Here is a 24,883-nt window from a genome sequence, read left to right as displayed (position 1 = left end):
ACCGTCGCGGACACCTGCGCCACGAGAGCGCGCGTGGCACCATCGGAATGACGTCCCGCCTGGCGAAGGGAGGGGCCATGGACGGCCCCGTCGTGGAGGTGAGCCACCTCCGGAAGACCTACGGCGACAAGGTCGCGGTGGACGACGTGTCGTTCTCGGTCCGCCCCGGGGAGATCTTCGGCATCCTCGGGCCCAACGGTGCCGGCAAGACCACCGCCGTCGAGACCATCGCCGGGATGCGGCGGGCCGACGGCGGCACCACCCGGGTGCTCGGCCACGACACCCAGCGCGACCCCGGTGCGGTGCGGGACAGGCTCGGCATCCAGCTCCAGGAGGCGACCCTCCACGACCGCATCACCGTCGGCGAGGCCGTCCGGCTCTTCGCCGCGTTCTACCCGCGTCCCGCCGACCCGGCCGACCTGCTCGCGCTGCTCGACCTGACCGAGCACGCGGACAAGCAGTTCCGCAACCTGTCCGGTGGGCAGAAGCAGCGGTTGTCGATCGCCCTCGCGCTGGTGGGCAACCCGGAGGTGGCCATCCTCGACGAGCTCACCACGGGCCTCGACCCGCAGGCCCGGCGGTCCACGTGGGACCTCGTCGACCGGGTCCGGGCGACGGGCGTGACGATCCTGCTCGTCACCCACTTCATGGACGAGGCCGAGCGGCTCTGCGACCGCCTGGTCGTCATCGACGCGGGACGGGTCGTGGCCGAGGGGACCCCGCGCGGGCTCATCGACGGCCTCCAGGCCGACCGCACCGTCGTCGTCCGCTTCGCCGAGGGCACCGCCGCCCCCGCCCGGGCGGTCCTCGACCGGCTCACCGAGACCCACCCCGACGTCCACGGCGTCGCACCCGGGAGCGACGGCGAGGTCGCCGTCACCGGCTCGCGACGGGTGCTGTTCGCCGTCATGCCGGCGCTCGCCGAGGCGGACCTCGTGCCGGACGACATCCGCACCGTGACCAGGACCCTCGAGGACGTGTTCCTCGCCGTCACCGGGCGGACGTACGCCGAGCAGGACGACGAGGACGAACCCGCGCTCGCCACGGAGGGGGACCGGTCATGACCGCCACCGCGACCGAGCGACGCCGGCTGACCGGGACGTCCGGGTGGCGCGGGTTCGGGCGTCTGCTGCAGACCGAGTTCCTCGTGTGGTTCCGCGACCTCGCGTCCCCGTTCTTCGGGGTGGTGTTCCCGACGGTGGTGCTGGTCGGCGTCGGGTTCCTCATCCCGGGCATGCGGGACCCGATCCAGGGCGCCCCGCCGGGGTCCGTCTGGTACCAGGTCACGCCCATCGCCACCTACGTGCCGACGATCCTGGCGATGGCGGTCGGCACCGCGGCGCTCACCGTCATGCCGGTCACCCTCGCCACGTACCGCGAGAAGGGGGTGCTGCGGCGGCTCTCGACCACACCGATGCGCCCGCAGGGCATCGTCGCGGCGCACCTGGTGATCAACGCGGTCACGACCTCCGTCGGCGTCGTGCTCGCTCTCGTCGTCGCGGCCGTGGCCTTCGACGTGCCGGCGCCCACGCAGCCGGCGGTCCTCGTGCTCGCGTTCGTGCTGGGCCTGGCCGTGATGCTGTCCCTGGGCATGGTGGTCGCGGCGCTCGCCCCCCGGGCGTCCGCGGCCAACGGCATCGCGATGTCCATCTACTTCCCGATGCTGCTGCTCGCCGGGGTGTGGACGCCGGGGCCGGCGATGCCCGACCTGATCCAGGAGATCGGGCAGTTCAGCCCGCTCGGTGCGGCCTCGCAGGCGTTGTCCGCCGGGTGGTTCGACGACGGCTTCCCGACGTTGCAGGTGGTCGTCATGGTGGTGTGGACGGCGCTGCTGCTGCCGCTCGCCGTCCGCCTCTTCCGCTGGACGTGAGCCGTCCCGGCCGCCTCGCGGACGGGCCCCCGGGCCCGCGAGCGGTCGGCCCGCACGCGGCATAGCCTCGGGTCATGAAGCCGTTCCTGCTGCTGGCGACGCGGGCCGAGGACGTCGCCGCCGACGGCGAGTACGCGGCGATGTGCCGGTACGGCAGGCTCCACCCGGCGCAGCTCCACCGGGTGCGGCTCGAGGCCGGGCCGATGCCGTCCGTCGACCTGGACGCCTACTCGGGGATCATCGTCGGGGGCGGACCGTTCAACTCCTCCGACCCGGACGACCAGAAGTCCGAGGTCCAGCACCGCGTCGAGCGCGAGATGGCCGACCTGCTCGAGGAGGTCGTGGACCGCGACTTCCCGTTCCTGGGGGCGTGCTACGGGGTCGGCACCCTGGGCACGTTCGCCGGGGGAGTGGTGGACCGGCACTACGGCGAGGACGTCGGCATCGTCACCGTCGAGCTCACCCGCGAGGGCGCCGAGGATCCCCTGCTGGAGGGGGTGCCGCCGGCGTTCGCGGCGTTCGCCGGGCACAAGGAGGCGATGCGCGAGCTGCCGCCCGGAGCGGTGCGTCTGGCGTTCTCCCCGTGGGCACCGGTGCAGATGTTCCGGCTGCGCGAGAACCTCTACGCCACGCAGTTCCACCCCGAGCTGGACCTGGCCGGCCTCACCGACCGGGTGCGGGTGTACCGCCACCACGGCTACTTCGACCCGGAGGAGGCGGGCGCAGTGATCGCGCGGGCCTCGGCACGACCGGTCACCGAGCCGATGCGCATCCTGCGCAACTTCGTGACCCGGTACGCGCGCGACTGACGGCCTCCGACGTCGCCGCCTCGCGGAGCCGCGCGGGGATAGGGTCGGCGCATGCCGATCCCCGATCATGTCGCCGCCCTGCGGGCCCGCGTCGGTACCGACCTGCTGTGGCTGCCCGGGGTCAGCGCCGTCGTGCGCGACGGCGACCACCGGCTCCTGCTGGGCCGCCGCGCCGACACGGCGCGGTGGGCGATCCCCAGCGGGATCCTCGACCCGGGCGAGCAGCCCGCCGCCGGGATCGTGCGCGAGGTCCTCGAGGAGACCGCCGTGGTGATCGAGGTCGTCGGGATCGTCGGGGTGTTCAGCACGCCGGTGGTGACGTACCCGAACGGTGACCGCTCCGCGTACCTGGACACCCTGTTCCGCGCCCGGCCGGTGTCGCCCGAGGCCGCCCGGGCCGCCCGGGTCGCGGACGACGAGTCCCTGGAGGTCGGGTGGTTCGCCGGCCACGAGCTGCCCGCCGACCTGGCGGACTCCACGCGCGAACGGCTCGACCGGGAGCGGGAGTTCCTCGCGGCGCCGGACGACGCGGCGCTGTTCGTCCGCCCCTGAGCCCGGATCGTGGACGGCGCTGGACGCGGCGGGACGGCGCGCGTACTGTCGTGGCCGTGGACATCCGTTGGTATTGGCGCTTTACGCCGGCTCCGCTGGGAGCTCGGCGGGCTCGCGCCTGACCGACACCTTCCACCGGAGCCAGCACAGGGCCTGGGACGCGCACCGCGTCCGGGCCCTTCGTCGTCGGACGGGCCTCCGGTCGGGATCGGAACGCGTGCGGCGACACCGCCGCCCCGCCGACACCGACCGCACCACCAGGAGCCCCGCGATCATGAGCACCACGACCTCCGACACCCCCGCCGCGCGCACCGCCGACGCCGAGCGAGATACTGAGCTGATGGCCGAGACCTCCGACCTCCGCGTCCGCGCGCTGGACCCCCTGCCCGCACCGCGGTCGATGCGTGCCCGCCTCCCGCTGGGCACCGCGCGCAGCGACCTCGTGACCACGTCCCGGCGCGAGGTGCGGGACGTGCTGCGCGGCGAGGACGACCGCCTGGTGGTCATCGTGGGCCCGTGCTCGGTGCACGACCCGGCGGCCGCGCTCGACTACGCCCGCCGGCTCGCACCGCTGGCCCGCGAGCTGTCCGACGAGCTGGTCGTCGTCATGCGGGTCTACTTCGAGAAGCCGCGCACCACGGTCGGGTGGAAGGGGCTCATCAACGACCCGCACCTGGACGGTTCGCACGACGTCCACCACGGGTTGCGGCTTGCCCGCGAGGTGCTCCTGGGTGTGCTCGACGCCGGTGTCCCGGCCGCCTGCGAGTTCCTGGAGCCGACCTCCCCGCAGTACATCGCCGACGCCGTCACCTGGGGCGCGATCGGCGCGCGCAACGCGGAGTCGCAGGTCCACCGCCAGCTCGCCTCCGGGCTGTCGATGCCGGTCGGGTTCAAGAACGCCACGGACGGGGACGTGCAGATCGCCGTGGACGGCTGCATCACGGCCGCGAGCGAGCACACGTTCTTCGGCGCGGACGCGGAGGGCCGTGCGGCCGCCGTCGAGACCGCCGGGAACCCGGACTGCCACGTCATCCTCCGCGGTGGCCGGGGCGGGCCGAACTACGGCGCGTCCGACATCGCCGACGCGCTGGCCGTCGCCCGGACCTCCGGGCTGGGCGGCCCCGTGGAGCACGGCGTGATCGTGGACGCCTCGCACGGGAACTCCGGCAAGGACCACGTGCGCCAGGCCGAGGTGGTGCGGGAGATCGCGGCGCGTCTGGCCGACGGCGAGCAGGGGATCAGCGGGCTCATGCTGGAGAGCTTCCTGGAGGCGGGTGCCCAGCAGCCGGCACCGCTCGACCAGCTCGTCTACGGCCGGTCGGTCACCGACAAGTGCATGGACTGGGGCACGACGGCGGAGCTGCTCTCGGTCCTGGCGGAGGCGATCCGCACGCGTCGCGAGGGCTGAAGCCTCCTGTCCGGGGGATGCTCGACCGCCAGGTCCCGCAGCCGGCGCAGCCCGCGGTGCTGCGCCACCCGGACCGCGCCGGCCGACATGCCCAGCCTCCTGCCGACCTGTGCCGCGGACAGGCCGACCAGGACCCGCAGCACCACGACCTGCCGCTGCACCGCGGGCAGGCGGTCGAGCATCCCCCGCAGGCGCGCCGACGTGTCGGCCGCCATCGCGCTGTCCTCCGGCGTGCCGTCGACGACCGGTTCCGGCACTCCGTCGAGCTCGACCAGGTGACGTGACCGCGCGGCCGCCCGCACCGCGTCCGCGACCTTGTGGGCGGCGATGCCGTAGACGAACGGCAGCAGCGGGCCCCGGGCACGCGGCAACGCGACCAGCACCGCCTCGCACACGTCCTGCGCCACGTCGTCGGCACTGGTGTGGCGCCCGGCTCCCGACCCCAGTCGCGCACGGCAGTAGGGCACGACCGTGCGTCGCACCGTGTCCATGACCTGGGCGAGCGCCTGTTCGTCACCGGCTACCGCGCGCGCCACGAGATCCGAGGGTGTCTCGACCACGGTGCCGCACCATCCCCCCACGCTCCGACAGGACCTCGCCGACCTGGCGATGTGACCTGTAACACATCCACGCCCCGGAGCGACATCTTCGGCAACGGGTTGTTCTGCAGGGTGCCGACTGCCGCGTCCGTTCTTTATGCCCTGATTTACGTTTTATGTAAAATCTGTATAACAACGTCTGGTCTGTACTGGTGCTCGAGGATACCGACGTGCCACTGTCCTGGCACCCGGTGGACCACCGGCCCGCTCGATCGGAAGACCCCGACGAAAGGACCTGCTGTGCACAAGAAACTCCTGGTCGTGTGGGGCACGGCCGCGCTCGCCGCCGCGAGCGTCGCCGTCCCCGCCAGCGCCGCCCCGCCCGAGACCAACGGCTACATCGTGATGCTCAGCCCGTCCGTCAACACCGCCTCGGTGGCCGCCCAGCACTCCCGCGCCGCGGACGTCGCCGTCGCCCACGTCTACACCAGCGCCATCCGGGGCTACTCCGCCAACATGAGCGCGACCGCCGCCGCTCGCCTGGCCGACGACCCCCGCGTGCTGCTGGTCCAGCCCGACGGCGTCGTGACGACCACGGCGCAGACCACGCCCACCGGCATCGACCGCGTCGACGCCGAGCTGAGCTCGACCGCCGCCATCGACGGCACCGACACCCGTGTCGACGTCGACGTGGCCGTCATCGACTCCGGCGTCGACCTCGACCACCCGGACATCAACGTCTACGAGCCCGGGGCCATGAACTGCTCCACGGGCCGCTCCGCCAACGACGGCAACGGCCACGGCACCCACGTCGCCGGCACCATCGGCGCGCTCGACGACAGCGCCGGGGTCGTCGGTGTGGCGCCCGGCGCCCGGATCTGGCCGGTGCGCGTGCTCAACAACGCGGGCAGCGGGCAGTGGTCCGACGTGATCTGCGGCATCGACTTCGTCGCGGCCAACGCCGACCAGATCGAGGTCGCCAACATGAGCCTCGGCGGCACCGGGACCGACAACGCCTGCGGCAGCAACACCGACGCCATGCACGAGGCGATCTGTGCCGCGGTCGACGCCGGGGTCACCTTCGTGGTGGCGGCGGGCAACGAGTCCGACGACTCCGCGAACCACCTCCCCGCGGCGTACGACGAGGTCATCACCGTCAGCGCGCTGGCCGACTTCAACGGGCTGCCCGGTGGCGGCGCCGCACCGACGTGCCGCACCGACGTCGACGACACCTTCGCCGGCTTCTCCAACTACGGCGCCGACGTCGACCTCATCGCCCCCGGCGTGTGCATCACGTCGACCTGGAAGGGCGGTGGCTACGACACCATCTCCGGCACGTCGATGGCCTCCCCGCACGTCGCCGGCGGCGCGGCGCTGTACCAGGCCACCCACCCGTCGGCCTCCCCGGCCCAGGTGAAGTCGGCCCTGCAGTCGGCCGGCACCACCGACTGGAACGACGTCGACGACCCCGACGGCACGAAGGAGAAGCTGCTGAACGTGGCCGGCTTCTGATCGCTCCACGAACACCCGGCTGACAGCGGCCGGCACGCCTCGCGCGTGCCGGCCGCTGCTGCGCCCGGGTGCGCCTCGGACGGTCGCGCCACCCCGGGCCGGACCCATCCGGAAGCCGCTCGGCGTCGAACCCCTGGTGTCCCGGGAAGTCCGGGACCGCACGACGGGAGCGGCATGTCGATCGACCTGGTGTGCCCGGTGGGGCACACTGTGCGGGTGCCACCACCCGAGACGACGCCGGTCGACGACGCCCTGGCGGCGTGCGCCGGCGGGACGCCGGACGCGTTCGGGCCGGTGTACGACGCCCTGGCTCCCGCCGCGTACGGCACGGCGCTCAGGGTGCTCCGCGACCCGGACCACGCCGCCGAGGTGACCCAGGAGGTGATGGTCGAGGTGTGGCAGACAGCCGCGACGTACGACCCGGCTCGCGCGTCGGCGCGCACCTGGGTCATCACCCTCGCCCGCCGGCGCGCGATCGACCGTGTCCGTGCCGAGCAGGCGCGGCGCGACCGGGACCAGCGCGACTTGGACACGAACGTCACTCCCTCGGGCCACGACGTCGTCGCCGAGGACGTCGAGCAGCGCCTCGAGGGCGCAGCCGTGCGGCGCTGCCTGGACTCGCTCACGGGGACGCAGCGCGAGGCGGTGGTGGACGCCTACTACGGCGGTCGGACCTACCGTGAGGTGGCCGAGCGGCTCGGCGCCGCCCTGCCGACCGTCAAGTCCCGGATCCGCGACGGACTGATCCGGCTGCGCGACTGCCTGGGGGTGAACCATGGCTGACAGCACGCACGACGCCTGGGACCTCCTGCCCGCCTACGCGCTCGACGCGGTCGACGACCTGGAACGCCGTGCGGTCGAACGCCTCCTCGCCGCCGACCCGGCGGCCCGCCGCGCCCTCGACGAGTACCGCGAGGTGGTCGCGGCGTTCACGGTGGACACGACGCCGCCGGCCGAGCTCCGCGATGCCGTGATGTCCCGCATCGCGCAGGGGTCGACGGCGACACCCGGCGAGCGCTCCGGGGTCGACGACGGCGCGTGGTCCGGATCCGACGGCGAGACCCGGAGCGCCCGTTCCGCGGGCGACGAGAACGTCGTGCCGTTGGCCCGGCGCCGTCGCCGGTGGGGCCTCGTCGCCGCAGCGGCCGCCGCCGTCGTCGCCGTGGCCGTGCCCACCACCGTCGCGATCCGGGCGACCGTCGAGCAGAACCAGCTCCAGCAGCAGGTCGACACGGTCGCGCAGATGATGGCCGACCCGTCGGCGACCCTGCTGCGCAGCGAGGTCGCCGGGGGCGGCCAGGCCTCGGTGCTGGTCGCCGGCGAGGACCTGCTGTTCAGCGCGAGCGACCTGCCGGACGTCGGCGCGGGCTCGACCTACCAGCTCTGGCTGGTCGGCGCCGAGGGCGGTGTGACGTCCGCGGGTCTGCTCGACCCCGAGGACGGTGCCGTCGAGCGGCTGCTGCAGGGTGTGGACGGCGTCGGCCTGGCCGTGTCGGTCGAGCCGGAGGGCGGCTCGCAGCAGCCGACCACCGACCCGGTCGTCGTGCTCGCCGAGGGCTGACCCGGAGCGAGCGTGCGAGTGCAGGGGCGGCCCGACCACGAGTCCTGAGGGCTGACCCGGAGCGAGCGTGCGAGTGCAGGGGCGGCCCGACCGCGAGTTCTGAGGGCTGACCCGGAGCGATCCGCCGCAGCACGACACCGGCCCACCCCGTCCGAGGACGGCGCGGGCCGGTGCGGAGCTGGTGCCCTGGTCCCGCCCGCCCCCTGCGCGGCCGGGACCAGGGAGCCGGTCACATCGTCGGCATGAGGACCCCGTCGATGAGGTAGACGGTCGCGTTCTGCGTCATGACGCCACCGCAGATGACGCCGGCGTCGTTGACCGTGAGCTCGTCGCCCTCGCCGGTGACCTCGACGGTCTCGCCCTGGACCGTGGTGTGCTCGCCGACGACGTCCTCGGGCAGTGCCTGGCCCTCCACCACGTGGTAGGTCAGCACCGAGGTCAGCAGGTCGGCGTCGGTGGACAGGGCGTCGATGGTCTCGGCGTCGACGGCCTCGAAGGCCTCGTCCACCGGGGCGAACACCGTGAACTCGCCCCCGTTGAGGGTGTCGACCAGGTTCACGTCCGGGTTGAGCTCGCCGCTGACGGCGGCGGTCAGCGTGGTCAGCAACGGGTTGTTCGACGCCGCGACGGCCACGGGCTCGGTGGACATGCCCTCGATCGAGCCGGCACCGTCGGGCACCTGCGAGGCGTAGTCCTCGCACCCGGGGCCGACGAGGTTGGCGGCCGGGTCCATCTCCATGTCCTCCTCGGCCATGTCGTCCTCGGACTCCATGTCCTCCTCGGCCATGGACTCCTCCTCCATGGGGGACTCCTCGGTCATCGTCTCCTCCGAGCCGGCCGTGTCCCCGTCGTCGGTGGAACAGGCGCCCAGGGCCAGAAGGGCCAGGGTCGCGAAGCCGGCGGCGGCGGTGCGGGTGCGAGTGCGAGCCTTCATCGTTCTCTCCTTGCCTCGTCGCCCCGACGTCCCCGGGGCGCTTCACGAGGGTGTTCGGAACGAGGGCGCCGTCCGGATGGGTCAGGGCGAAAACTTTGTCGATCTGTGATCTCGCGCGCTCGCCGACGGGCCCGCATCATCGGTGGATGAGCGACATGTGGCGATTCGACGGTCGCATCCTCGGCGTCGGGACGACGTCCGGGACGCGGGTGGTGCTGGGGGTCTGGGACCGCTCGCCGTTCGGTGCCTTCGCCGACGCGATGGTCGAGGACGGCTCCGGCCGTCGTCGGCTCGTGGCGCCGGCCCACGTCGCCGAGTTCGTGGCCACGACCTACGGGTTCGACGACGTCGTGGAGTCGCCGGTCCGTGTGCGGCTCGAGGACGGCGCTCCCGGGTCGCTCACCGCCGAGGCCGGTCCGCTCCACCTGCACGCCGCCGTCGGGCGCCGCACGGGACTGGGCCGGCTGCTGCGGCTGCTGCCGGGCCGGCTCGCCTCCGCGCCGTGGTTCACCGTGCTCACCGACCCTGTCGCCCGGCTCGTGCTCGACGGCGTCCGGACGCGGGGCAGCGCCGGCAACGGCCGGCACGAGACGTACGGCGCCACGGACGTGCACCGGGTCGACGCCGTCAGTGCCACCTGGGAGGGCACGGACCTCGGGGCGCTCGCGGACGTCGACCCGCCGGTCCGGTTCGGGTTCGGCTCCACGCCGCGGCGTCCCAGCCTGACCAGGGTGACGACGACGGTGCGGGGCTGAGCGTCGGGCTCCGACCCATCCGCGCCGCTCCGCGCTCCGAACCCCGGGCATGGAGACGCTCGTCCTGGTCGGTCTGCTCGGTGGTCTGGTCACCGGCATCTCGCCGTGCATCCTGCCGATGCTGCCCGTCATCTTCTTCGCCGGCGGTGTCGAGGGAGCGCGGACCCGGGCCGCGACGGGTGACGCACCCGCGAACCTCGGTGAGGACCCGGCACGTGCCCGCGTCGACCAGGCGCTCTTCGCCGGGGCGCCGACGGCCATCCGGGTCGACCGCGTCGGCAGGGTCTCCAGCGGCCCGTCGCGGGGGGACCGGGACGGCACCGAGGCGCGCCACCGCCGGCGGCGGACGCCCCGGTCCTGGCGCCCCTACCTGGTCATCGCCGGACTGGTCGTCAGCTTCAGCCTCTTCACGCTGCTCGGGTCGCTCCTGCTCACCGCGCTCGGGCTGCCGCAGGACCTGCTGCGCTGGCTCGGCATCGCCCTGCTGGCCGCGATCGGCGCGGGCATGATCGTGCCCCGGTTCGAGGAGGTGCTCGAGCGGCCCTTCCGGCGGATCGCGGCCCTCGGGTCGCGGCGGTCCCCGCGCCCGGACCGCGGGGCGTTCCTGCTGGGCCTCGGCCTGGGCGTGCTCTACGTGCCGTGCGCCGGGCCGGTGCTGGCCGCGATCACCGTCGCGGGCGCGACCGGCGACGTCGGACCGGGCACGGTCGCCCTGACGGTGAGCTTCGCCGTCGGTGCCGCGGTCCCGCTGCTCGTCTTCGCCCTGGCCGGACGGCGCGTGGCCGAGCGGGTGCGGGGGTTCCAGCGCCACCAGCGCGGCATCCGCACCGCCGGAGGGCTCGTCATGATCGCGCTCGCGGGCGCCCTGGCGCTGAACCTCCCGGCCCAGCTCCAGCGGGCCCTGCCGGACTACACCGGCACCCTCCAGCAGCAGCTCGACTCCAGCGAGACCGTCCAGGACGCCCTCGAGCTCGGCGGGATCGTCACGGACGCCAACCGCGAGCTGTCGAACTGCACGAGCGGGGACGCCGAGCTCGCCGAGTGCGGGACGGCGCCGCCCCTCACCGGCATCACCACCTGGCTCAACACCCCCGGCGGTGCACCGGTCGAGCTCGCGGACCTGCGCGGCCAGGTGGTGCTCGTCGACTTCTGGACCTACTCCTGCATCAACTGCCAGCGGGCGCTGCCGCACGTCAACGCCTGGTACGACGCCTACCGCGACGCCGGTCTGGAGGTGATCGGCGTGCACACCCCGGAGTTCGCCTTCGAGCGCGAGACGCGCAACGTCGTCGCGGGGGCCGAGGATCTCGGTGTCGACCACCCGATCGCGCAGGACAACGCCTACTCGACGTGGACCGGCTACCGGAACCGGTACTGGCCCGCCGAGTACCTGATCGACGCCGACGGGACCGTGCGCTACCTGAAGTTCGGCGAGGGTGACTACGCCACGACGGAGCAGCACATCCGCGACCTGCTGCGGGAGGCCGACCCGGGCGTCACGCTCCCCGCGCCCACGGACACCGAGGACACCACCCCGCAGGCCGACACGACGCCGGAGACGTACCTCGCGCTCAACAAGGTCTTCAACTACGCGGGGCCGACCGACTACGGCAGCGGCGAGCGGCGGTTCACCGCACCCACCGAGCAGCCCGAGGACACCTTCTCCCTGGACGGTCGGTGGGACGTCGACTTCCAGGGTGCGACCGCGGTGTCCGACGACGCGATCCTGCGGCTGGCCTACCGGTCCACCGACGTGTACTCGGTGCTCGGGGGCGAGGGCACCGTGACGGCACGGGTCCTGGCCGACGACGGCACCCTGCGCGCGGAGCGGGAGATCGACGTGGCGGGCAACCCCACGCTGTACGACGTGCTGCGCGGTGACGGCGCGACCGAGGGGACGGTGGAGCTGGAGGTGCCCGCCGGCGTGACCGTGTACACCTTCACGTTCGGCTGACCGCCGCGGACGGCGTCGACGCGTCGGGCAGGGCAGCCGTCAGCGGCCCTCGGGATCTCGGTGGACTCCGCGACGGCGAACACCCAGCCCTGGGCGACCGTGGGCTCGGGCGGCACGGCGATCTCGTCGGGGGGTCAGGACCCGGCGGCGAGCGGACCGAAGCGGTCGGCCGACGCGAGCCGCCAGTCGGCGGCCCAGCCCTGCGGTGCGTCGTCGAGCAGCTCGCCCGGGGCGAGCCACTCGTACAGCTCCGCGTACGAGCGGCTGTCCGTGGGGGACACGGTGCGCCGGAGGTGCGCGGGGGTCAGCTCCTCGGGTCCGGAGACGCCCATGGCGGCCATGAGTCGCATCGCCTCGTCGACGGTGGAGCGCTGGTAGCGGTGGACGCGTTCGCTCTTGTCCGCGACGTCGAGGGCTCGGGCCCGCCAGGGGTTCTGCGTGGCGACGCCGCTCGGGCAGCGGTCGGTGTGGCACCGCTGCGCCTGGATGCAGCCCGCGGCCATCATCATGGCCCGGGCGGCGTTGGTGTAGTCGGCCCCCTGGGCGAGCCGTTTGACGATGTCGCTGCCTCCGGCGATCTTCCCGCTCGCGCCGACGCGGACACGGTCGCGCAGTCCCGTGCCCACGAGGGCGTTGTGGACCGTCATCAGTCCCTGGGTGAGCGACATGCCGACGTGGTCCTCGAACTCCAGGGGTGCAGCACCGGTGCCGCCCTCGGCGCCGTCCACGATGATGAAGTCGGGGGCGGTTCCGACCTCCAGCACGGCCTTGCAGACGGCGAGCACGTCCACCCGTGAGCCCACGCAGAGCTTGATGCCGGCGGGCTTCCCACCGGCGAGCTCACGCATCCGTGCGACGAACTCGACGAGCTCGGTCGGGGTCGAGAACACCCGGTGGGCGGAAGGGCTGACGCACTTCTCGCCCGCGGGGACCTGGCGTGTCCGGGCGATCTCGGCGGTCACCTTCGAGGCGGGCAGTACCCCGCCGACCCCCGGCTTCGCGCCCTGGCTCAGCTTGAGGGACACCATCTTGACCTGGTCTTTCGCGGCGGTGGCGCGGAACGTCGCGGAGTCGAAGTCGCCGTCCGCGGTCCGCGCGCCGAAGTAGCCGGTCCCGATCTCCCAGACCAGGTCGCCGCCGTGCTCCTCGTGGTACGGCGAGAGGCCGCCCTCGCCGGTGTCGTGGGCGAACCCGCCGAGGGCGGCACCCTTGTTCAGGGCGCGGATCGCGTTGGCCGACAGGGAGCCGAAGCTCATGGCCGAGACGTTGAGCAGGGCCATGGAGTACGGGCGGGTGCAGTCGGGTCCGCCGACCTGGACCCGCGCCGGCTCGTCGGGGGTCTCCAGCGGGGTCGTCGTGTGCACGAGGTGCTCGTGCCCGACCCGGTTGACGTCGAGCTCGGTGCCGAACGGCTTCTCCTCGTTGACGCCCTTCGCCCGCTCGTACACGAGCGAGCGGGTGTCGCGGTCGTACGGGCGGCCGTCCCAGTCGCGCTCGATGAAGTACTGCTGCAGCTCGGGCCGGACGATCTCGAGGAGGTAGCGCAGATGGCCGATCACGGGGTACCGGCGCAGGATCGTGTGCTTGCGCTGCAGCAGGTCCCAGGTCGCCAGGGAGGCGATCCCCGCGCCGAGGGCTCCTACGCCTTGCCAGGTTCTCCGTCGTCCCACCTCGTCCTCCGTCCTGGACTCGTGCTCCGTCGGGGCGGCCAGGGGTCAGCCGGCGAAAGACTCCAGCGTCGCCCGGTCGACGGTCCCGTCGTGCCGGATCAGCTCCTCGGCCTCGTCCATCCGCTCCCAGACGTTGACGGCCATGGCCCCGTTGACCCGGCCGCCGTCGACCCAGAACGCGACGCACTCGCGGTCCTCGGCGGAGCCGGAGATCACGACGTCGCCCTCGGTGAGTCCCTTGGCCTCCATGCCGAGGTCGAACTGGTCGGAGAAGAAGTACGGCAGCACGTCGTACGGCTCCTCGGAGCCCATCACGGCCCGCGCGGCATGCTTGCCGGTCTCGTCGGCCACGGCCCAGTGCTCGATGCGCAGCAGCCGGTCGAAGCGTGCGGACGGTACCGCGGCGATGTCGCCGACGGCCCAGACCTCCGGTGCGGAGGTGCGCAGGGTCCCGTCGACGGCGACGCCGCCGCCGTCGCGGTCCGCGACCAGGTCGAGCCCCGCCTCCGCGGCGAGCCCGACCTCCGGGGTGACGCCGATCCCGACGACGACGGTGCGTGCCGCGAGGGACGTGCCGTCGTCGAGGTGCACGCTGCTCGCCCGGGTGCCGTCGCCCTGGATCGCGACGACGGAGCGGCCGTGGAGCAGCCGCACGCCGTTGTCCTCGTGCACGCCGGTGAAGACGCGGGCCACCTCGGCGCCGAGCGACGCGAGCGGGTGCGGGCCGCGGCCGACGACGGTCACGTCCCGGCCGAGCTGCCGGGCGGAGGCGGCGACCTCCATACCGATCCACCCGTCGCCGACCACGACGACGGGTCCGTCCTCGGAGAGCGCGGTGGAGAGCCGGTCGGCGTCGCGCACGGAGCGCAGGTAGTGGACGCCGTCGAGCTCGGCCCCGGGCACGTCGATCCGCCGGACCCGGGATCCCGTGGCGAGCACCAGCCGGGAGTACCGCTGGGACCCGCCGGGAGCGGTGGTGACCGAGCGGGCGCCGACGTCGAGCGCGGTGACGCTGGTCCCGGTCCGCAGGTCGACGTTGTGGTCGCTGTACCAGTCCGCGTCCAGGGGGCGCAGGTCGGCACGTCCCGCCTCGCCGCGCAGGTACTCCTTGGACAGCGGAGGACGCTCGTACGGCGGCATGGGTTCGCCGGCCACCACCACGAGCGGCCCGTCGTAGCCCTGGTCGCGCAAGGTCTCCGTGGCGCGGGCTGCGGCGAGCCCACCCCCGACGACGACGATCGGATCCATCGGTCCTCCTTGGCGCTGTCCTGCAGTCCGCCTCACAGAGTGTCACGTCTGCCCGGATCGTGCCGTGGAGGGCCGCAGGTGCGCGGCGGCGGCGGTGGGCGCCAGGCCCCGGTGTCGTCAGGCGGTGTCGCGGTCCTTCTGCCGGGTTCCGGTGGAGAGACCCGCGACGAGCAGCACCGCCCCGGCGAGCAGGAGGTACGTCGACAGCAGGAGGGCGATCGTCGGTGCGTCGTCGGTGGGTCGGGCGAGGATCACGATGCCGAGCACGATCCACAGCACCGCGTTGACGAGCTGCCAGTCCCAGGCCTTCGCGCGTACGGCGCGCCCCCGCAGCCCGGCGACGACCCCGGCCACGCCCGCGGCGCAGGCCCACACGCCGACGACGAGGAAGAGCAGGGGAGCCGTCATCGAGGGCCAGAGCACCACGAGCAGGCCGGCGGCGACGCTGAGCAGCCCGGCGACGAACCGCCAGCTCAGATCACCCTGGTCGGCCCGTTGCCCGGGGACGTTCTCGACCGCGAGCAGCGCTCCCTGGGCGAGGATGGCCAGGCCGATCACCCAGCGCAGCCAGGACAGGCCCTCGTCGGGGTTGACGAGGAGGACGGCACCGGCGACGAGGTAGGCGACGGCACGGACGTGGACGAGTCGCCACAACCTCCGCGCCGTGCCCGCGGTCCGTCGCGAGAGTGGTGTCACCGCGTCGTCGGCCATGCCCGGCTCCTCCCGGCGTCGTCCCGTGCTGGTGATGCTACGAGCAGGGCGTGGTCCTCGCCGTCTGACGTGCGGGGACGGTCACGGTTCCGGCAAGACGTCGCAGGATCACCCTTGCGCTCCGATGTCGCGGACCTCTAAGGTCGGCCATGCGTGGTGACACGAGTCACTACTGCCCCCTCGAGTCTCGACGGAGAGGAACTCGCATGTCAGTCCCGTCCTCGCGCGGCAGGCCCCGCCGCGCACTGGCCCTGGGAGCAGCCGCGGCCGTCCTGCTGACCGGCGTCGGCGCCGCGCAGGCGTCGCCGCCCGACCAGGTCGACCCGTTCGACCCGGACCTCGGCCCGAACGTCATGGTCTTCGACCCCTCGACCCCGCAGGCGGAGATCGAGACGGCGCTCGACGAGCTCGCCGAGCAGCAGACCGACGCCGAGATGTCGACGGACCGCTACAGCGTGCTGTTCAAGCCGGGCAGCTACGGCTCGGCCGAGGACCCGCTGCAGGCGCGCGTCGGCTACTACACGGAGGTCGCCGGCCTCGGGGCGTCCCCGGGCGACGTCGACGTCCGCGGCGCGATCGAGGTCTACAACCGCTGCCTGAACAACATTCCGGGCAGCTCGAACTGCATCGCGCTCGTCAACTTCTGGCGCACGCTGTCGAACCTCCACCTGACGATCGACAGCTCCGGTCAGGACGGGTGCCGGGCGTCGGCCAACTTCTGGGCGGTCTCCCAGGCGGTCTCGATGCGACGTCTCGACGTCGACGGCTTCCTGTCCCTGATGGACTACTGCACCGACGGGCCGCACTACGCCTCCGGGGGCTTCATCGCCGACTCGCGGTTCGACACGCCGCCGCTGAACGGGTCGCAGCAGCAGTGGCTGACCCGCAACAGCGAGATGCCCGCCTGGTCGAACGCCGTGTGGAACCAGGTGTTCTCCGGCGTCGTCGGTGCCCCCGACGACTCGGAATTCCCCTCCCCGCCGTACACGACGCTCGACGAGACGCCCGTGAGCCGGGAGAAGCCGTACCTCTTCGTCGACGACGACGGGCGCTGGAACGTCCGCGTGCCCGCGGCGCAGACCGGCACGCGCGGCGTGAGCTGGGCCGACGGCATGACCGAGGGGCGCACCATCGGCATCGAGGACTTCTTCGTCGCCCAGCCGGGTGACTCGGTCCGCGAGATCAACACCAACCTGGCCCGTGGCAAGCACCTGCTGCTGACGCCGGGCGTCTACGACGTCGCGGAGACCATCGAGGTCAAGCGTCCCGACACCGTCGTGCTCGGCATGGGGCACGCCACCCTGACCGCCGTCGACGGCGCGACGCCGATGCGCGTCGCGGACGTCCCCGGCGCCGTCGTCGCGGGTGTCACGATCGACGCCGGCGAGACGGAGTCCGAGCTGCTGCTGCAGGTCGGCAAGGAGAACGGCGACCACGAGAACCGGACCGACCCCGCGAACCCGACCACGCTGTCCGACGTGTACTTCCGCGTCGGCGGCCCCCACGTCGGGTCCACGGACACCGCGCTCGAGGTGAACTCCGACAACGTGCTCATCGACCACACCTGGGTGTGGCGCGGGGACCACGGCGTCGAGGGCTTCCCCACGGGTGGGGAGAACGGCGTGAACGGTGACACCGTGCGGTGGAACACCAACATCGGCCGCACCGGTGTGCGCATCAACGGTGACGACGTGACCGCGACCGGTCTGTTCGTCGAGCACTTCCAGGAGTTCAACACCGTCTGGAACGGCGAGCGCGGCACCACCGTGCTCTACCAGAACGAGCTGCCCTACGACCCGCCGACCCAGGCCGACTGGACCCGTCCGGACGGCACCCTCGGGTACGCCGGGTACAAGGTGGCCGACGACGTCACCGAGCACACGCTGCACGGTGGCGGGGTGTACGTCTTCAACCAGAACAACCCGGACATCGTCACCGAGAACGGGTTCGAGGTGCCCGACGCCCCGGGCGTGAAGCTGCACCACATCATGACGGTCAACCTGTCGGCCGGGACCATCAACCACGTCGTCAACGGCGTGGGCGACGCGGTGCCGCCGTCGACGGTCGGTGTGCCGGAGTACCTCGTGGAGTACCCCGCACCCTGACCCCTCCCTCCTGAGCAGGAGATGCAGACCCCGCCCCGGGGACGGCCCGTCCGGTCCGTCCCCGGGGCGGGGTTCTCCTGCGTCCGGGGCGGGGCGCCGTGCGCGGAGGGGGTCGGTCAGGTCGAGGCGCGCGGGACGACGCGGCTCGGCTCGTCCGGCCCGGGCGGCAGCGGCCGGCCGTCCAGCACCGCCTCGACGCTCGCCGCCAGGTGACGGGCCTGCGCGGCGCTCGGCTGCGAGATGGTCGTCAGGGGCGGGTCGGCGAGCGAGGCGGCCGGGACGTCGTCGAGACCGATGACGGCGAGACGGCCGGGCACCTCGACACCGGCCTCGCGGGCCCCGGCCAGGACCGCCAGGGCGACCTCGTCGTTGTAGCAGGCGACCGCGTCGACGCCGTCGGCCACCCACCCGCGCACCGCCTCGGTCGCGGGGGCGACCGGGGTGACGACGGCGACCGGCGGCACGGGGACGTCCGCCCGGGCGCAGGCGCGCCGCACACCGTCCGTGCGCAGATCGGCGAACTCGCGCAGCCGCTCGTCCGGGGTCGTGGCGATGCCGAGGTGTCGGTACCCACGCTCGAGCAGGTGCTCGACCTGGAGCTCGCCCAGTCCTCGCTGGTTCTCCGCGTCGATGCCGGGGTGGGCGCCGTCGTCCACGGACCCGGCACCGACCACCTCGATGCCCGCCTGGCGCAGCGCCCGCAGGTCCTCGGCCGGGAAGTGCGTGAGACCGACGACGACGCGGGGCGTGACGGCCCGCCACAGCTCGCGCAGCGGCCGGGTCGAGCGGTGGTGGTGCACCAGCAGGAAGAGGCCGCGTTCGGCGAGGTTGTCGGTGAGCAGGTCCAGGACCGTGTCCACGACGGGGCCGGTGGGCCAGTCGGGCAGGACGCACACGACCAGGTCGCTCTGCCCGCGGCGCAGGGCGCGTGCCGCGGCCGACGGCGCGTACCCGAGCTGTGCGGCGGTGGCCAGGACGAGGTCGCGGGTCGCGGTCGAGATGTTCGTGCCCGGGGTGTCGTTGAGGACGTAGCTGACGGTGGTGCGGGACACGCCGGCGGCGCGCGCGACGTCGGCACTGGTGACGGGCAAGGGATCCTCCACGACGGTGTGGGTCGAACTCTACGCGGCGCGCCGTCGCGGTGGGTGCGCTGGACGGGTGTATCAACTCACTGGTACACATGGTCCCGCCGACCGAACCGACGGAGGTCCTCGCCGTGCCGCTGTTCCTGTTGCTGACGTTCTCGCAGGAGGCGGCCGGGCTCCTGGCGGCCCTCGTGGTCCTCGCGGCCCGTCGGCGGTCCGCCCGCGCACTGCAGGTCACGACGGGCGTCCGCGTAGTGGTGCTCTCCGGCCTGGTGCTCGCTCTGGCCTTCCTGGCCGCGCGGCAGTGGAGCGGCATCGGGCCCTTCGTGAGTATCCCCGACGCGCTGCGCGGACTGTACGGCGCCACCCTCTACACCGGGCCTCTGATCGCCGGACTGATCGCCCTAGCCGTGTTCCTTGTTCCGGTCTGTCGTCGTCCGTCCGGTCGTTCCGCGGTCCTGGCCCGGCGGACTCCTCTGACCTTCGTCCGACCGTGGTGGCTCGTCGCGGCGTCCCTGGTGCTGGCCGTGGTCGTCGTCCTCACGATCGCCCTGGGTCTCGTCTCCCGGCCCGACGACCAGGGGCACTACCGGATGTTCCTCGTCGAGGCCGGGGAGATCGCCGTCGGGACGCACATCTACGGCTGGCACTACTCCGTGCCGTGCCTCGTGCTGATCGCCGTCCTGCTGCTCCTGGCGTACCTCGACCTCATGCTCGTCGCGCGTCCGGCGGTGGTGGGCGACCACGAGGCGGACGTCGCCCAGCGGACCTGGCGCTCACGCGCCGTCGTCGGGGTCGTCGTCGGCGCGCTGCTGCTGCACCTGTCCGCGGTCGTCCACTCGCTTCGTGGCGCGCTGATGGTGCGCGGCTCCTCGTCCGAGACCGGATCGCTGCAGAGCGCGTTCGCACCGCTCGCGGAACCGCTGCGGCTGGCCGGGGACGTCGTCCAGGCCGGTGGTTGGTTCGTGTGGTTCTTCCTGCTGCTGGCGGCGCTGGTGGCCCGCCGCGCCGCACGGCAGCGTGCGGCGGCTCCCGCACCCGTGACGGAGGGCTGAGCGGTGGCGTTGCGCATCGCGCTGACCGGCAGCACGCCACCGGCGGACCAGATCCGCGACCAGATCCGGGGCCTCGTCACCACGGGGCAGCTCGGCGCCGACGAGCGGCTGCCTTCGGTCCGCCAGCTCGCCGCCGACCTCGGGGTGGCGGCCGGCACCGCGGCCAAGGCCTACCGCTCCCTGGAGACGGACGGGGTGCTGGTCAGCCGCATCGGCTCCGGGACCCGTGTCAGCACGACCGCAGGTGCCGCGCCGCGCGCCCTCGTCGAGAGTGCGCAGGGTCTGGCCCGTGCCGGTCGGGACGCGGGGGTCGACGTCGACGAGGCGGTCCGCGTGCTGCGCGCCGTCTGGGGCGCCTGACGCCTCCGTCGGGCCGACCCGTCCGCCTACGCTGAGGCTCGTGGACCCCCTCGACGCCGTCTCGTGGCCCGTGCTCACCGAACGCCTGGCGATCCGCCGCGCCACGCCCGACGACGCCGCGGCGACCTGGCGGTGGCGGCGGCTGCCCGAGGTGGGGGAGTGGATCACCAGCGCGCCGACCGACTACGCGACCTACCGGGCGCGGTTCGTCGACCCCACCCGCCTGGCTCTGACGCTGCTCTTCGAGCTCGACGGCGAGCCGATCGGCGACCTCATGGTGAAGGTCGAGGACGGGTGGGCGCAGGCCGAGGTGGCCGACCAGGGCCGGGCTGTCCAGGCCGAGATCGGCTGGACCCTCGACCCGGCGTTCGGTGGCCAGGGCTACGCGACCGAGGCGGTCCGCGCGGTGATCGGGATGGCCTTCGAGCAGCTCGGGCTGCGTCGCGTGCACGCCGGATGCTTTGCGGCGAACGAGGCCTCGTGGCGGCTGATGGAGCGCCTCGGGATGCGCCGTGAGGAGCACAGCCGCAAGACCGGTCTGCACCGGTCGGGAGAGTGGCTGGACGGCATGGACTACGGGCTGCTGGCCGAGGAGTGGCGGGGCTGACCCACCACGGGGCGGCCTCGGCTGTCTACAGGACGAGCGCCCAGATCGGCGCCGCGGTGATCAGGCAGATGGTGACGGCGGCGCCGAGATCGACGGGCTGCGGCTGAGACCGTGGATCCGGGACGAATCGTCCGCCACGTCGATGCCTGGACCGGACGAGCCAGGTCTCGTGGTCGCGTTCCGCGACGCGACGGCGGAACCCGATCGTCACGAAGAGGGGGAGCAGCAGAGCGACGTAGGTGAGGGTCGCGCCGACGGCGATCGATGCGATCTGCGAGTCGACCTCCGTCCACGCAGGTGCGGGGAACCTGCGCCCGCGGTAGAACGCCACCAGGACGCCGATGATCGTCCCTCCGACGAGGCCGCCACCAGCAGCGAAATGGGCCTTCCTGAGCATGCCGACGCGCTGGTCCGACCGAGGGTTGGCCCCGAACGCCATCTCGAGCTGGCCCTCGCTCGGCCGGCAGAGCAGCCGCAGCACCAGAGCCAGGGAAGTGCCCTCGGCCACGGCGCGATACGTGTACGGCGAACGCTCGTCCCCGTCGTCGCTGCGCATGACCGAAGAGTAGCGACGACGGGAACAGAAGGAGAGGTCTGCCCCCAGGAAAGGCGAAAGGCCCTCCGGTTCAGCGTTTCCGCTGGCCAGAGGGCCTCTCGGCTGGTCGGGGTGACAGGATTTGAACCTGCGACCTCTTCGTCCCGAACGAAGCGCGCTACCAAGCTGCGCCACACCCCGAGGGACTGCACCCGCACGCTCGAGTCCCGGCGAACCGGATCCCTCGTGCGGAAGCCTGCTCAGGATAGCCGACGATGGCCCCGGAACGAAAACTCAGATCCGGCCCCGCGCCGTGAACGTGATCAAGGTCGCTTCCGGGCGGCAGGCGAACCGCACCGGGGCGTACGGCGAGGTCCCGGCGCCGGCCGAGACGTGCAGCCAGGTCGAGTCCTCGCCGCCCGGCTCGTCGGGCCGCGGTCCGGGCCAGCCGTGCAGCCCCTTGGCGCGCCCGCGGTCGATGTCGCAGTTGGTGACCAGCGACCCGTAGAACGGCAGGCACAGCTGGCCGCCGTGCGTGTGCCCGGCGATGATCGCGTCCGCTCCGTCGGCGTGCATCCGGTCCAGCACCCGCTGGTACGGCGCGTGCGCGACCCCGAGGCGCAGCAGCGCCGGCTCGTCGTCGGTCGTCTCCGGGAACTCGTCCCGGTCCAGGTGCGGGTCGTCCACACCGGCCAGGGCGACGCGCCGCCCCCCGACGTCGACGGCGTCGCGCCGGTTGGTCAGGTCGGCCCATCCGGCGTCGCGCATCGCCGCGGCCATGCGGTCCCACGGCAGGTCGGGCGTGCGGCGCATCGGTCCGCGGGCGTCCGGGAGCAGGTAGCGCGCCGGGTTCTTGAAGGTGGGGGAGTAGTAGTCGTTGGAGCCCATGACGAACGCCCCCGGGGCGGCGAGCAGCGGCTGGAGCGCGTGCAGCAGCGGGTCGACGGCGTCGTGGTGCGCGATGTTGTCGCCGGTGTCGATCACCAGGTCGGGCTCCAGCGCGGCCAGCGACCGGACCCAGTCGATCTTGCGCTGCTGGTCCGGGGTCAGGTGCAGGTCCGAGACGTGCAGGACCCGCAGGTCGCGCTCGCCCGGGGCCAGCACGGGCACGGTCACCCGGCGCAACGTGAACAGCTTCGTCTCGAGGTGTGCGTACGCTAGGCCGGCGACGCCCAGGGCGGCGACCCCGCCCAGCACGGTGAGGGGTCTCAGCCGTCGCTCCCGTCGTTCTGACCGTTCCCGTTGCCGTTTCCGTTGCCGCCGCTGTTCCCCGGGCCGTCGCTCGCGCCCGAGGAGTCGGACCCCGTGCTGAACGACGAGCTGTCGTCGGACGTGGTGGGCGCAGAGGTGGGGGCCGGGGCCGAGCCGATCAGCCGCGGGTCAGGGGCGCCGAAGTCCTCGACCGGCATGCCCTTGACCGCCTGGTCCATGTAGGTCTTCCAGGTCGGGGCCGCGACGGTCGAGCCGTAGAGGATGTCGTAGGAGTTGCCCGCGACGGTGCCCGGACCGGTGTGGTCCTCGACGGGGTTGTCGACCGAACCGACCCAGACGGTCGTGGCGAGCTGCGGGACGAATCCCGAGAACCACGTCTGGGCCGACAGCTGGGACGTGCCCGTCTTGCCGGCCACCGGGCGGCCGTCCTCGAGACCGCCGACGTAGTAGGCCGTTCCGCGGGTGAAGACGTTCTCCATGGCGTGAATCATGGTGTTGGCGACGTTCGTCGGCAGCGCGTTCTTGTCGCAGTCGGCCTCGGGGACCTCGTACTCCTCACCCTGGGGCCCGGTGACACCCGTGATCGCCCGCGGCGCGCAATAGGTGCCGCCCGAGGCGATGGTCGCGTACATCGCGGCCATGTTCAGCGGGGAGGACTCCTGCGTGCCGAGCAGCATCGGCGCGAAGATGTTGATGTCGCTCTCCTTGACCTGCGTGGTCTTCAGCGGCCCCTTGTCCCGGGTGTCCGTCTTGATGCTCGTGCTGGTGGGGCGGAAACCCATCTGGTAGGCGGTGCTGCGCAGGTCGCACAGGTTGAGCCGGCTGCCCATGTCGGCGTAGGCCGCGTTCACGGACAGGTAGGTGGCCTTCATCACGCTCATCGGCCCGGCGGAGCCGCCCTCGGCGTTGCCGACCGACCAGGGCGCGGACGTGAGGTTGCCCACGCACGGCGTGTTGAAGTTCGCCGGGATGAGGGTCCGTTCGTTGGCGTTCACGACGTCGTTGAGCGTGTGCCCGCTCTTGAGCCACTCGGCGAGGACCACCGGCTTGAAGTTCGACCCCGGGGAGAAGCCGCCCGAGGCGCCGTGCAGGTAGTCGGCGTTGTAGCTGACGGTCGTGTCCCGGCTCGCCTTCTCCGCGGCCTTCGTGCCGGTGTAGGGGACGTTCTGGGCCATCGCGAGGATCTTGCCGGTCCCGGGCTCGACGGAGACGATCGAGGCCTCGAGCCCCTCGCTGCTGTCGTCCTCGGGCACCGACGTCTTGATGGTCTTGAACGCGGACTTCTGCTTCTTCATGTCCAGCGTCGTGTGGATGTCGAGACCGCCCCGGTAGAGCAGGTTCTGGCGGTCCGCGCGCGTCTCCCCGAACGCCGGGTCCAGCAGCAGCTCCTTGATGACGTAGTCGCAGAAGAACGCCGAGTTGTTCGCCATCTGGCAGCCGGCCGGCGTCGGGTTGACGTTCAGCGTCTCCTCGATCGGCTGGTCGAGCGCCTCGTCACGCTCGTCCAGCGAGATGTACCCGAGGCTGTACATGTTCTTGATGACCAGGTCGCGCCGCTCCTGGGCCAGCTCGGGGTTCCGCGTCGGGTCGAACTTGCTCGGTGCCTTCGTGATCCCGGCGATCGTGGCGGCCTGGACGACGGTGAGGTCCGCGGCCGTCGTGTTGAAGTAGTAGCGGGCTGCCGCCTCCACGCCGTAGATCTGCTTGTGCCCGAACTGTGCGACGTTCAGGTAGCCCTGGAGGATCTCGTCCTTGGACATGCGCTCCTCGAGGGCGATGGCCATCTTGGCCTCGCGGAGCTTGCGGTCGATGGTGGACTCGTGGGCGGCGATCACGGCGAACTGGTCGCCGTCCTGCAGGGCCGACTCGATGAGCATGTTCTTGACGTACTGCTGGGTCAGCGTCGAGGCGCCCTGCGTGGCGTCGTTCGTGAGGTTGTTGACGACGGCACGGGTGATGCCTTGGGCGTCCACGCCGTGGTGCTCGTAGAACCGCTCGTCCTCGATGGCGATCGCCGCGTGCTGCACGTTCTCGGAGATCTCGTCGAGCGGCTTCACGATGCGGTTCTGGTAGTAGAACGTCGCCAGCAGCTTGCCGTTCGAGGCGTAGATCCGGGACTGCTGGGACAGCGGCCGCGGCTCGAGCTCGGCCGGGAACTCGTCGTAGATCTCCACGGTGCTGTCCGCCACCGCGTTGACCCCCGCGACGGCCGGGATGACGAACCCCGCGGCCAGCACGCCGCCGGCGCCGGCGGCCAGCAGGAAGGCGAGCAGCAGCGCGACCATCTGCGTGGCCGGGATCGTGCGCGTGATGCGACGAGACTCAGGAGGCGCCATGTGCCCAGCCTAGAGGTTCGGTCCGCGCCGCCGCACAGGAGGACCGGCACGGGTGTGCAGGTCCT

23 protein-coding genes and 1 tRNA gene are annotated in these 24,883 nt (G+C 72.6%); 14 read left to right on the top strand and 10 right to left on the bottom strand.

The window, feature by feature from the left end:
* Positions 1-77 precede the first annotated feature (77 nt).
* The 5 genes from Q6349_RS13520 to Q6349_RS13500 all read left to right on the top strand — a co-directional run bounded on the left by Q6349_RS13520 (position 78) and on the right by Q6349_RS13500 (position 4,639).
* Positions 78-1,064, top strand: coding sequence for an ABC transporter ATP-binding protein (locus tag Q6349_RS13520; RefSeq protein ID WP_304604527.1), 987 nt, complete (start codon positions 78-80; stop codon positions 1,062-1,064).
* The gene (locus tag Q6349_RS13515) at positions 1,061-1,870 is read left to right on the top strand and encodes an ABC transporter permease (protein ID WP_304604526.1); all 810 of its coding nucleotides are present in this window, start codon (positions 1,061-1,063) and stop codon (positions 1,868-1,870) included. Before Q6349_RS13520 ends, Q6349_RS13515 begins: the two co-directional genes overlap by 4 nt.
* A 74-nt stretch (positions 1,871-1,944) precedes the next feature.
* Positions 1,945-2,679 (top strand): glutamine amidotransferase, encoded by a 735-nt coding sequence (locus Q6349_RS13510; protein ID WP_304604525.1) that lies wholly within the window; start codon positions 1,945-1,947, stop codon positions 2,677-2,679.
* Positions 2,680-2,730: 51 nt separating this feature from the next.
* Positions 2,731-3,231, top strand: coding sequence for an NUDIX domain-containing protein (locus Q6349_RS13505; protein WP_304604524.1), 501 nt, complete (start codon positions 2,731-2,733; stop codon positions 3,229-3,231).
* 274 nt (positions 3,232-3,505) lie between these two features.
* Positions 3,506-4,639: a 3-deoxy-7-phosphoheptulonate synthase gene (locus Q6349_RS13500; protein WP_246246252.1), complete on the top strand. Its 1,134-nt coding sequence runs from the start codon at positions 3,506-3,508 to the stop codon at positions 4,637-4,639.
* Here the strand turns inward: Q6349_RS13500 and Q6349_RS13495 are convergent.
* Positions 4,540-5,199: a sigma-70 family RNA polymerase sigma factor gene (locus Q6349_RS13495; RefSeq protein WP_304604523.1), complete on the bottom strand. Its 660-nt coding sequence runs from the start codon at positions 5,197-5,199 to the stop codon at positions 4,540-4,542. The two genes, Q6349_RS13500 and Q6349_RS13495, sit on opposite strands and share 100 nt — an antisense overlap.
* A 279-nt stretch (positions 5,200-5,478) precedes the next feature.
* On the opposite strand from Q6349_RS13495, the gene Q6349_RS13490 reads away from it, so the two are divergent.
* The 3 genes from Q6349_RS13490 to Q6349_RS13480 all read left to right on the top strand — a co-directional run bounded on the left by Q6349_RS13490 (position 5,479) and on the right by Q6349_RS13480 (position 8,251).
* Positions 5,479-6,690 (top strand): S8 family peptidase, encoded by a 1,212-nt coding sequence (locus tag Q6349_RS13490; RefSeq protein WP_304604522.1) that lies wholly within the window; start codon positions 5,479-5,481, stop codon positions 6,688-6,690.
* Positions 6,691-6,906: 216 nt separating this feature from the next.
* On the top strand, positions 6,907-7,473 hold the full coding sequence (gene sigK / locus Q6349_RS13485) for an ECF RNA polymerase sigma factor SigK (protein ID WP_304604521.1): 567 nt from the start codon (positions 6,907-6,909) through the stop codon (positions 7,471-7,473).
* Positions 7,466-8,251: an anti-sigma factor gene (locus tag Q6349_RS13480; protein WP_304604520.1), complete on the top strand. Its 786-nt coding sequence runs from the start codon at positions 7,466-7,468 to the stop codon at positions 8,249-8,251. Before sigK ends, Q6349_RS13480 begins: the two co-directional genes overlap by 8 nt.
* A gap of 229 nt (positions 8,252-8,480) precedes the next feature.
* Here the strand turns inward: Q6349_RS13480 and Q6349_RS13475 are convergent, their stop codons facing one another.
* Complete coding sequence (locus Q6349_RS13475) at positions 8,481-9,185, bottom strand: fasciclin domain-containing protein (protein ID WP_171245634.1); 705 nt, start codon at positions 9,183-9,185, stop codon at positions 8,481-8,483.
* Between the two features lie 146 nt (positions 9,186-9,331).
* On the opposite strand from Q6349_RS13475, the gene Q6349_RS13470 reads away from it, so the two are divergent.
* Entirely contained in the window at positions 9,332-9,940 is a 609-nt protein-coding gene (locus tag Q6349_RS13470; RefSeq protein ID WP_304604519.1) for a hypothetical protein, read from the top strand.
* 49 nt (positions 9,941-9,989) lie between these two features.
* Complete coding sequence (locus tag Q6349_RS13465) at positions 9,990-11,894, top strand: cytochrome c biogenesis protein DipZ (RefSeq protein WP_304604518.1); 1,905 nt, start codon at positions 9,990-9,992, stop codon at positions 11,892-11,894.
* A 134-nt stretch (positions 11,895-12,028) separates the two neighbouring features.
* Here the strand turns inward: Q6349_RS13465 and Q6349_RS13460 are convergent, their stop codons facing one another.
* The 3 genes from Q6349_RS13460 to Q6349_RS13450 all read right to left on the bottom strand — a co-directional run bounded on the left by Q6349_RS13460 (position 12,029) and on the right by Q6349_RS13450 (position 15,523).
* Positions 12,029-13,564, bottom strand: coding sequence for an FMN-binding glutamate synthase family protein (locus Q6349_RS13460; protein WP_304604517.1), 1,536 nt, complete (start codon positions 13,562-13,564; stop codon positions 12,029-12,031).
* A gap of 45 nt (positions 13,565-13,609) precedes the next feature.
* A complete protein-coding gene (locus Q6349_RS13455; RefSeq protein ID WP_304604516.1) occupies positions 13,610-14,812 on the bottom strand; it encodes an NAD(P)/FAD-dependent oxidoreductase in 1,203 nt (400 codons plus the stop codon).
* Positions 14,813-14,929: 117 nt separating this feature from the next.
* Entirely contained in the window at positions 14,930-15,523 is a 594-nt protein-coding gene (locus Q6349_RS13450; RefSeq protein ID WP_304604515.1) for an HdeD family acid-resistance protein, read from the bottom strand.
* A gap of 206 nt (positions 15,524-15,729) precedes the next feature.
* Here Q6349_RS13450 and Q6349_RS13445 point away from each other — a divergent pair, with 206 nt between their 5' ends.
* Entirely contained in the window at positions 15,730-17,628 is a 1,899-nt protein-coding gene (locus tag Q6349_RS13445) for an adenylyl cyclase (RefSeq protein WP_304604514.1), read from the top strand.
* 116 nt (positions 17,629-17,744) lie between these two features.
* Here Q6349_RS13445 and Q6349_RS13440 read toward each other — a convergent pair whose 3' ends face one another.
* Positions 17,745-18,719, bottom strand: a complete 975-nt coding sequence (locus tag Q6349_RS13440) for a LacI family DNA-binding transcriptional regulator (RefSeq protein ID WP_304604513.1) — start codon at positions 18,717-18,719, stop codon at positions 17,745-17,747.
* Between the two features lie 89 nt (positions 18,720-18,808).
* On the opposite strand from Q6349_RS13440, the gene Q6349_RS13435 reads away from it, so the two are divergent.
* From Q6349_RS13435 to Q6349_RS13425, 3 genes are read left to right on the top strand one after another with little or no spacing between them, the layout of a single operon-like run.
* Complete coding sequence (locus Q6349_RS13435; protein WP_304604512.1) at positions 18,809-19,768, top strand: hypothetical protein; 960 nt, start codon at positions 18,809-18,811, stop codon at positions 19,766-19,768.
* A 3-nt stretch (positions 19,769-19,771) separates the two neighbouring features.
* Positions 19,772-20,128 carry a GntR family transcriptional regulator gene (locus Q6349_RS13430; protein ID WP_304604511.1) on the top strand — a complete coding sequence of 119 codons (357 nt, stop codon included), beginning with the start codon at positions 19,772-19,774 and terminating at the stop codon, positions 20,126-20,128.
* Positions 20,129-20,168: 40 nt separating this feature from the next.
* Complete coding sequence (locus tag Q6349_RS13425) at positions 20,169-20,735, top strand: GNAT family N-acetyltransferase (RefSeq protein ID WP_304604510.1); 567 nt, start codon at positions 20,169-20,171, stop codon at positions 20,733-20,735.
* 25 nt (positions 20,736-20,760) lie between these two features.
* Here Q6349_RS13425 and Q6349_RS13420 read toward each other — a convergent pair whose 3' ends face one another.
* The 4 genes from Q6349_RS13420 to Q6349_RS13405 all read right to left on the bottom strand — a co-directional run bounded on the left by Q6349_RS13420 (position 20,761) and on the right by Q6349_RS13405 (position 24,818).
* Positions 20,761-21,291: a hypothetical protein gene (locus Q6349_RS13420; protein ID WP_304604509.1), complete on the bottom strand. Its 531-nt coding sequence runs from the start codon at positions 21,289-21,291 to the stop codon at positions 20,761-20,763.
* A 103-nt stretch (positions 21,292-21,394) separates the two neighbouring features.
* Positions 21,395-21,471 (bottom strand) — tRNA-Pro (locus tag Q6349_RS13415).
* 93 nt (positions 21,472-21,564) lie between these two features.
* Positions 21,565-22,467, bottom strand: coding sequence for a metallophosphoesterase (locus tag Q6349_RS13410; RefSeq protein ID WP_304604508.1), 903 nt, complete (start codon positions 22,465-22,467; stop codon positions 21,565-21,567).
* Between the two features lie 11 nt (positions 22,468-22,478).
* Positions 22,479-24,818: a transglycosylase domain-containing protein gene (locus Q6349_RS13405; protein WP_304604507.1), complete on the bottom strand. Its 2,340-nt coding sequence runs from the start codon at positions 24,816-24,818 to the stop codon at positions 22,479-22,481.
* Positions 24,819-24,883: the final 65 nt, after the last annotated feature.

Origin of the sequence: Isoptericola sp. 178 (assembly GCF_030586525.1) — a bacterium.
GTDB classification, from domain to species: Bacteria; Actinomycetota; Actinomycetes; order Actinomycetales; family Cellulomonadaceae; genus Isoptericola; species Isoptericola sediminis.
Note: the sequence above shows the minus strand (reverse complement) of the source record. Positions and strands in the feature narration are given on the sequence as shown.

Excerpts from the sequence above, each read along its gene's own strand:
- Q6349_RS13520 (WP_304604527.1), top strand. The coding sequence starts at position 78 with ATGGACGGCCCCGTCGTGGAGGTGAGCCACCTCCGGAAGACCTACGGC.
- Q6349_RS13515 (WP_304604526.1), top strand. The coding sequence starts at position 1,061 with ATGACCGCCACCGCGACCGAGCGACGCCGGCTGACCGGGACGTCCGGG.
- Q6349_RS13510 (WP_304604525.1), top strand. The coding sequence starts at position 1,945 with ATGAAGCCGTTCCTGCTGCTGGCGACGCGGGCCGAGGACGTCGCCGCC.
- Q6349_RS13505 (WP_304604524.1), top strand. The coding sequence starts at position 2,731 with ATGCCGATCCCCGATCATGTCGCCGCCCTGCGGGCCCGCGTCGGTACC.
- Q6349_RS13500 (WP_246246252.1), top strand. The coding sequence starts at position 3,506 with ATGAGCACCACGACCTCCGACACCCCCGCCGCGCGCACCGCCGACGCC.
- Q6349_RS13480 (WP_304604520.1), top strand. The coding sequence starts at position 7,466 with ATGGCTGACAGCACGCACGACGCCTGGGACCTCCTGCCCGCCTACGCG.
- Q6349_RS13475 (WP_171245634.1), bottom strand. The coding sequence starts at position 9,185 with ATGAAGGCTCGCACTCGCACCCGCACCGCCGCCGCCGGCTTCGCGACC.
- Q6349_RS13470 (WP_304604519.1), top strand. The coding sequence starts at position 9,332 with ATGAGCGACATGTGGCGATTCGACGGTCGCATCCTCGGCGTCGGGACG.
- Q6349_RS13465 (WP_304604518.1), top strand. The coding sequence starts at position 9,990 with ATGGAGACGCTCGTCCTGGTCGGTCTGCTCGGTGGTCTGGTCACCGGC.
- Q6349_RS13455 (WP_304604516.1), bottom strand. The coding sequence starts at position 14,812 with ATGGATCCGATCGTCGTCGTCGGGGGTGGGCTCGCCGCAGCCCGCGCC.
- Q6349_RS13450 (WP_304604515.1), bottom strand. The coding sequence starts at position 15,523 with ATGGCCGACGACGCGGTGACACCACTCTCGCGACGGACCGCGGGCACG.
- Q6349_RS13445 (WP_304604514.1), top strand. The coding sequence starts at position 15,730 with ATGTCAGTCCCGTCCTCGCGCGGCAGGCCCCGCCGCGCACTGGCCCTG.
- Q6349_RS13435 (WP_304604512.1), top strand. The coding sequence starts at position 18,809 with ATGGTCCCGCCGACCGAACCGACGGAGGTCCTCGCCGTGCCGCTGTTC.
- Q6349_RS13420 (WP_304604509.1), bottom strand. The coding sequence starts at position 21,291 with ATGCGCAGCGACGACGGGGACGAGCGTTCGCCGTACACGTATCGCGCC.
- Q6349_RS13405 (WP_304604507.1), bottom strand. The coding sequence starts at position 24,818 with ATGGCGCCTCCTGAGTCTCGTCGCATCACGCGCACGATCCCGGCCACG.